Annotated in this window: 6 protein-coding genes; all 6 read left to right on the top strand. The window is 63.3% G+C overall.

Annotated features, from left to right (window positions below; all coding sequences use genetic code 11):
• On the top strand, positions 1-647 hold a 647-nt coding region (locus NTW26_01925), incomplete at its 5' end, for a hypothetical protein (protein ID MCX7021031.1).
• Entirely contained in the window at positions 637-1,212 is a 576-nt protein-coding gene (gene gmhA / locus NTW26_01930) for a D-sedoheptulose 7-phosphate isomerase (GenBank protein ID MCX7021032.1), read from the top strand. The genes NTW26_01925 and gmhA, both read left to right, overlap by 11 nt.
• 18 nt (positions 1,213-1,230) lie before the next feature.
• The gene (locus NTW26_01935) at positions 1,231-2,748 is read left to right on the top strand and encodes a DNA methyltransferase (protein ID MCX7021033.1); all 1,518 of its coding nucleotides are present in this window, start codon (positions 1,231-1,233) and stop codon (positions 2,746-2,748) included.
• A gap of 13 nt (positions 2,749-2,761) precedes the next feature.
• Entirely contained in the window at positions 2,762-3,145 is a 384-nt protein-coding gene (locus NTW26_01940; protein MCX7021034.1) for a NifB/NifX family molybdenum-iron cluster-binding protein, read from the top strand.
• Between the two features lie 46 nt (positions 3,146-3,191).
• On the top strand, positions 3,192-4,151 hold the full coding sequence (rfaE1, locus tag NTW26_01945; GenBank protein ID MCX7021035.1) for a D-glycero-beta-D-manno-heptose-7-phosphate kinase: 960 nt from the start codon (positions 3,192-3,194) through the stop codon (positions 4,149-4,151).
• 94 nt (positions 4,152-4,245) lie between these two features.
• On the top strand, positions 4,246-5,535 hold the full coding sequence (locus tag NTW26_01950; protein ID MCX7021036.1) for a hypothetical protein: 1,290 nt from the start codon (positions 4,246-4,248) through the stop codon (positions 5,533-5,535).
• Positions 5,536-5,804 lie beyond the last annotated feature (269 nt).

Consider the following 5,804-nt stretch of genomic DNA (forward strand, 5'->3'; position numbering starts at 1 on the left):
GGGCCTTCGCCATCCACGACCTGGAGCTCGCGCACTTCGGGAAGACATCGGAGGACGTGGCGGCGCAGTTGCCGCTGGGACGCTTCGGCATGGCGCGCGAGACGGCGGCGCTGGTCAACGGGGCCTACTCCCGGGCGGCGCGGGAGGGGCTCGGGGCCGGCGAGGCGCTGGGGCTCGCCGCATCCGACGGTGAAAATAAAAAAACCAGCGTCCTGGCCCGGCTCTACGACCTGATGATTCCCGTCACCGTCCACGTGGCCCTGGGCACCGACATCACCCACATGCACCCGGACTGCGACGGCGCGGCGGTGGGCGAGGCCAGCCTGCGCGATTTCCGCATCCTGGCGCACCAGGCGGCGGGCCTCGGCGGCTCCGGCGACGCCCTCGGCGGCTGCTATCTGAACTGGGGCTCGGCGGTGCTACTGCCCGAGGTGTTTTTGAAGGCTATCTCCGTGGCCCGCAACCTGGGGATGACCGGGCGGTTCACCACGGCGGCCTTCGATTTCTCGACCGCCTATCGGGTGAGCGAGAACGTGGTGAACCGGCCCAGCCCCGGCGACGGCCGCTATCTGGTCGGTCCCCACGAGGTTCTGCTGCCGCTCTTCTGCGCCGCCTGCCTGCGGGAGTTGGAGGGACATGGGGCCTGACGAGCTGGCCGCCCGCGAACTCCGCCTGGCCGCGGAGAATTTCGGAAAAATCGCCGATGAGCTGGCCGGTCCGGTGACCCGCGCGGCGGACATCATCATCGGCGCGCTCCGGGCCGGGGGGAAAATCCTTTTATGCGGCAACGGAGGCTCCGCCGCCGACGCCCAGCACTTCGCCGCCGAGCTCGTCGGGCGCTTCGAGACCGAGCGGAGGCCCCTGCCCGCCGTCGCCCTCTCCACCGACTCGAGCAGCCTCACCGCCATCGGCAACGACTACGGCTTCGAGGAGGTTTTCGCCCGCCAGGTCCGCGCCCTGGGCCGCGAGGGTGACGTGCTGGTCGCCATCTCCACCAGCGGTGGCTCGCCCAACGTCCTGGCGGCCGTGGCGGCCGCCCGGGAAAAAAAGATGCGGGTCGTGGCCCTGGCCGGCCGCGACGGCGGGAAACTGGCGCCGGAGGCCGACGCGGCCGTGGTCGTCCGGGCCCAGCGCACCTGCCGCATCCAGGAGGGCCACATCACCTGCATCCACGTCATCTGCCGACTCGTGGACGAGGCGATCGGTGAATAAATGTGCCCGGAGGGGGATATGAACAAGTTATTCTACGGCGACAATCTGGACATCCTGCGCGACCACATCGCGGACGAGAGCGTTGATTTAATTTACATTGACCCGCCGTTCAACTCGAAACGCAACTACAACATGATTTGGGACGAGGCCACAGCTCAGACCGAGGCCTTCAGTGACACCTGGAGCCTGCGCAGCATCGCCGACGAGGAGAAGCTCATCTTCGACGGTGAGCCCCAGCGGTACAGCGCTCTGCACGACATTTTAAACGCATTTAATATCCTTCTTAAACGCACCAACCCGGCACTTTACGCATATCTGACCAACATCGGAATCAGGATTGTCGAGCTTCACCGTGTATTGAAGAAAACCGGCAGCCTGTATCTACACTGTGATCCCACTGCAGGGCATTATCTGAAGCTCATTCTCGACGCGGTTTTCGGAAGAAAGATGATGTTAAATGAAATAGTTTGGTGTTACGACACGGGTGGGCGCTCAAAGAAAAAGTTCCCCTCAAAACACGATACGATTTTCTGGTACTCGAAAACCGAAGGGTATCGCTTCGAATACGATCAAGTATCTCTTCCTCGAAATTTCTCTACAATGCACGAACCGGTACATCAAGACGAAGACGGGAGGTACTATCAAACCAACTACAAGAACGGGGAGCTCTATAAATATTATCTGGAAAAGGGTCAGTTGCCGAACGATTGGTGGTCGGATATCCAGGCGTTGAACCCGGCTGCCAAGGAAAGGCTCGGTTATCCGACGCAGAAACCGGAACGGTTATTGGAAAGAATCATTCGCTCCGCCACGCGCAAGAACGATCTGGTGCTGGATGCGTACTGCGGCTGTGGAACCACTGTGGCAGTCGCTCAAAATTTGAATCGCCGGTGGATCGGTATTGACATAACCTATCTGGCCGTGGAGCTTATCAAGCAGCGCCTTATCGATCACTACTTTCTGGAGAAGAGTGGTGGTAGCCTACAAGAGGCTACGAAACAGTTTAACCGCGAGGTCGAAATATTCGGTATACCCCGCGATATGGAGGGTGCGGTAGCGCTGGCCACAAAGACCAAGGGGGATCGGGTCAGGAAAGAGTTCGAGAAGTGGGCCGTGTTCACCTTTGGCGGTGTTTTTTTCGAGAAGCGGGGTGCCGATAGCGGGATAGACGGCTACTGCCATATCGTGGACCTGGGTAAAGAGGGGAAGGCTGAACGGTTGAGGGCGTACATTCAAGTCAAGTCGGGGAAAGTCGGGGTGTCGCACATCAGGGAATTCTCCCACGTCCTGGATCATGAAAATGCCCCGATGGGGATATTTATCACCCTGGAGCCGCCGACGAAGGATATGCTCGACGAGATTCGGGTGATGCCCAAGTACGTGAACAAACTTACGGGCCAGGAGTATGATCGAGTGTATATCGTAACCGTGGAAGACCTTATCGAAGGCAACCTGCCGAACCTGCCTATGACCCGCATCACCAAGCAGGCCAAAACGAACAAATCCGAAGTAGAAACTGAGGATTTCTTTGAATGAGAAAGGTAGCGCAATGAAACGACTGATCGCCGTGTCCGCCGAGGGGAACCACGGGCTGGATTCGCCCGTCTGCGGCCACTTCGGCCACACCCCGTATTTCTTTTTCGTGGAGGAGGTGGGCGGCCGACTGGGCGAGTGCCGCTGCCTGGCCAACCCCTTCTTCGAGGAACACCAGCCCGGACAGGTTCCGCTCTTCATCAAAGAGCAGGGGGCGAACGTCATCATTTCCGGCAATATGGGCTCCACCGCGGCGCAGATTTTTTCCCACCACGGCATCGAGGTGGTCACCGGCGCATCCGGCACCGTCCGGGAGGCGGTCGCGGCCTTCCTCAAGGGCGGGATAATAAAAGGCTGGCAGCCATACGAGCACCGCGGAGACGGCGAGCACCGGCACTAGAGGAGGCCCGCTGAAGGGGACGCTTTCCCATAAACGCCTCGAGGAGATGCTGGCCTCGCTTCCCGGCCGGCGGGTGCTCGTCGTGGGCGACCTGATGCTGGACCGCTACGTCTGGGGCCGGGTGGAGCGCATCAGCCCCGAGGCGCCGGTTCCGGTGGTGGAGGTTGAGCGGGAGACGACGCTGGCGGGCGGCGCGGCCAACGTGGCCCGCACCATCGCCGCCCTGGGGGGCGTTCCGCTCCTCATGGGCGTGGTCGGAACCGACGAGGACGCCGGGGAGCTGCGCGCCGGGCTCGCAGCCGACGGGATTGACCATGGGCACATCCTCGCCGTGCGCGACCGGCCGACCACCCTCAAGACCCGCGTCATGGCCGACCGGCAGCAGGTCTGCCGCGTGGACCGCGAGGTGCGCGCCCCGGTGGACGAAGCCGTCCGGGCGAACCTCGTCGCCCGCGGGCGGGAGCTCTTGGCCGGGGCCGACGCCCTCCTGCTCTCCGATTACGGCAAGGGGCTCCTCTCCCCGGCCCTCATCCGCGACCTGGTGACCTGTGCCGGGGGGAAGCCCAGCGCCGTGGACCCCAAGCAGGACCACTTCACCGCCTACGCCGGGGTGACGGTGGCCACTCCGAACAACCACGAGGCGGGGGGCGCGGTGGGCCGGCGCGGGCGGTACGAGGAGCTGGACGACGTCGCCGCCCGGCTCTTCGAGCTCACCGGCCTCCAGAATCTTCTCATCACCTGCGGCGAGCGGGGGATGCGCCTCTACGAGGGGCCGGGGGCCGAGGCCGAGGTCATCGAGACCGTGGCCCGGGAGGTTTTCGACGTCACCGGGGCCGGCGACACGGTCACCGGGGTGCTCACCCTGGCCCTGGCCGCCGGGGCGTCCCTTTCCGAGGGGGCGCACCTGGCGAACCTGGCCGCCGGGGTGGTCATCGCCAAGGTCGGCGTGGCCACCGCCTCGCCCGCCGAAATCCTCCGCCAGCACGACCTCGTCGCGGGCGTGTAAAAAACGTTGCCAAAGGGGACCGGTTGACTGGTATAATCATGCGCGGTCGTAAGCTTAATGGCTTGAAGGAAAGCGCGTAACCCAAGGGGACCTCATGTTACGTAAGCTGTATTTCGATTTCCGCGACGTGGTGCGGGCGCCCCGCCTGGGCTTTTCGGCGAAGAAAATCTGGGTGCAGTTCACCGGCCTCGTCGTCGGCTTGGTGGGTTACGCCGTCCTGGCGTACGCATCGCTCCTGATCGCCGGCGCCTCCTTCGCCGAAATCTGGCTCAACTACGGCGCCCTGCCCGTCCCCATGGTTTTCGGCCCGGGCTCCGAGGTCGCCGACTACTTCGTCGGCGTGCCCTGGTACTCGTGGCTCATCTGGGCCATGGGCGTCCTGTGGGCGCTGGTGATAGCCCTTCTGGCCGGGACCGCCACCGCCAAGCTCACCTACGAGCAGCTCCGGGGGAACGACTTCTTCTCGAAGAAGGAGGCGTGGCGGTTCGCCCGCAAGAACGCCGCCGCCGTCGTCCTCTCCCCCGTCGGCCTGGCCATTCTCGCCGCGGGCCTCGTATTCGGCGGACTCGTCATCGGCTGGTTCGCAAGCTGGGGCGCGGTTTCCGCCTGGATAGCGACCTTCTTCTTCCCGGCCATCATCGGCGTCACCATCTTCACCCTCTACCTCGCGGTGATAATCGTCGTCGGGGTGGTCATCGCGCCGGCCGTCGTCGCCACCACCAAGAACGACACCTTCGAGACCATCTTCGAGCTCTTCTCCACCGTGGCCGCCCAGCCATGGAGACTCTTCCTCTACGAGTTCCTACTTTTCCTTGTCACCCTCATCGCCTTCGGCATCTTTCTGGTCTTCATCGCCTTCGCCCTTAAAATGATGAAGATGGTCTTCGGGGTCTGGTGGGGGACGGACTTCACCCAGTACGTCCTGCCCCAGGCCCAGCACTACACCCACAGCTTCCTGCGAGTGCCGGTGGACGTGACCCAGCTTTACGTGACCCGGTTCTTCGAAAGCTGCCAGGAGCATGGATTCGCGCCCTGGTTCCTGGACATCCCGGGCTTATACTGGGTGCTGGAGCCGCAAACCTACAGCTTCATCCCGAACCAGCCCGGCGCCGGGCTCCACGTCGCCTCAATCATCCTCTCCGTGGGGATAATCGGCCTCATCGGCATCCTCGCCAGCTACCTGCTGGCCACCTGCCAGGCGGGGCAGACGCTCATCTACGTGGCCCTGCGGAAGAAAAAGGACGACGAGAACATCCTCGAGCGCCGCGACTACGACGAGGAGTTCCCCGAGTTCGAGGTCCCCGAGGATCTGGACGAGGGTGAAAAGCCCGCCGAGGCCGGGGAGAAGCCGAAGGACGAGGGCAAGAAAGAGGAGAAGGAGTAGCCTTCCGCCGACGTGTGCCAAAATGTAGGGCGGGGACTTTAGTCCCCGCCGTTTTTATATCCTAACCCATATCCCGACCCGAGCCTCGCATTTGCGATGACGTAGGGGCCGACCTTCAGGTCGGCCCGCGGGCGCCCGTGGAAGGGCGCCCCTACACCGCTAATGTAGGGCGGGGATTCCCATCCCCGCCGCGTTTTACCCCTCACCCCAGCCCTTTCCCTAAACGTAGGGCGGGGTTTCCTAACCCCGCCGCTTAAACGTTCCCGACC

This window comes from bacterium (assembly GCA_026398675.1).
Lineage (GTDB): Bacteria > RBG-13-66-14 > RBG-13-66-14 > RBG-13-66-14 > RBG-13-66-14 > RBG-13-66-14.

Excerpts from the sequence above, each read along its gene's own strand:
- gmhA (MCX7021032.1), top strand. The coding sequence starts at position 637 with ATGGGGCCTGACGAGCTGGCCGCCCGCGAACTCCGCCTGGCCGCGGAG.
- NTW26_01935 (MCX7021033.1), top strand. The coding sequence starts at position 1,231 with ATGAACAAGTTATTCTACGGCGACAATCTGGACATCCTGCGCGACCAC.
- NTW26_01940 (MCX7021034.1), top strand. The coding sequence starts at position 2,762 with ATGAAACGACTGATCGCCGTGTCCGCCGAGGGGAACCACGGGCTGGAT.
- rfaE1 (MCX7021035.1), top strand. The coding sequence starts at position 3,192 with ATGCTGGCCTCGCTTCCCGGCCGGCGGGTGCTCGTCGTGGGCGACCTG.
- NTW26_01950 (MCX7021036.1), top strand. The coding sequence starts at position 4,246 with ATGTTACGTAAGCTGTATTTCGATTTCCGCGACGTGGTGCGGGCGCCC.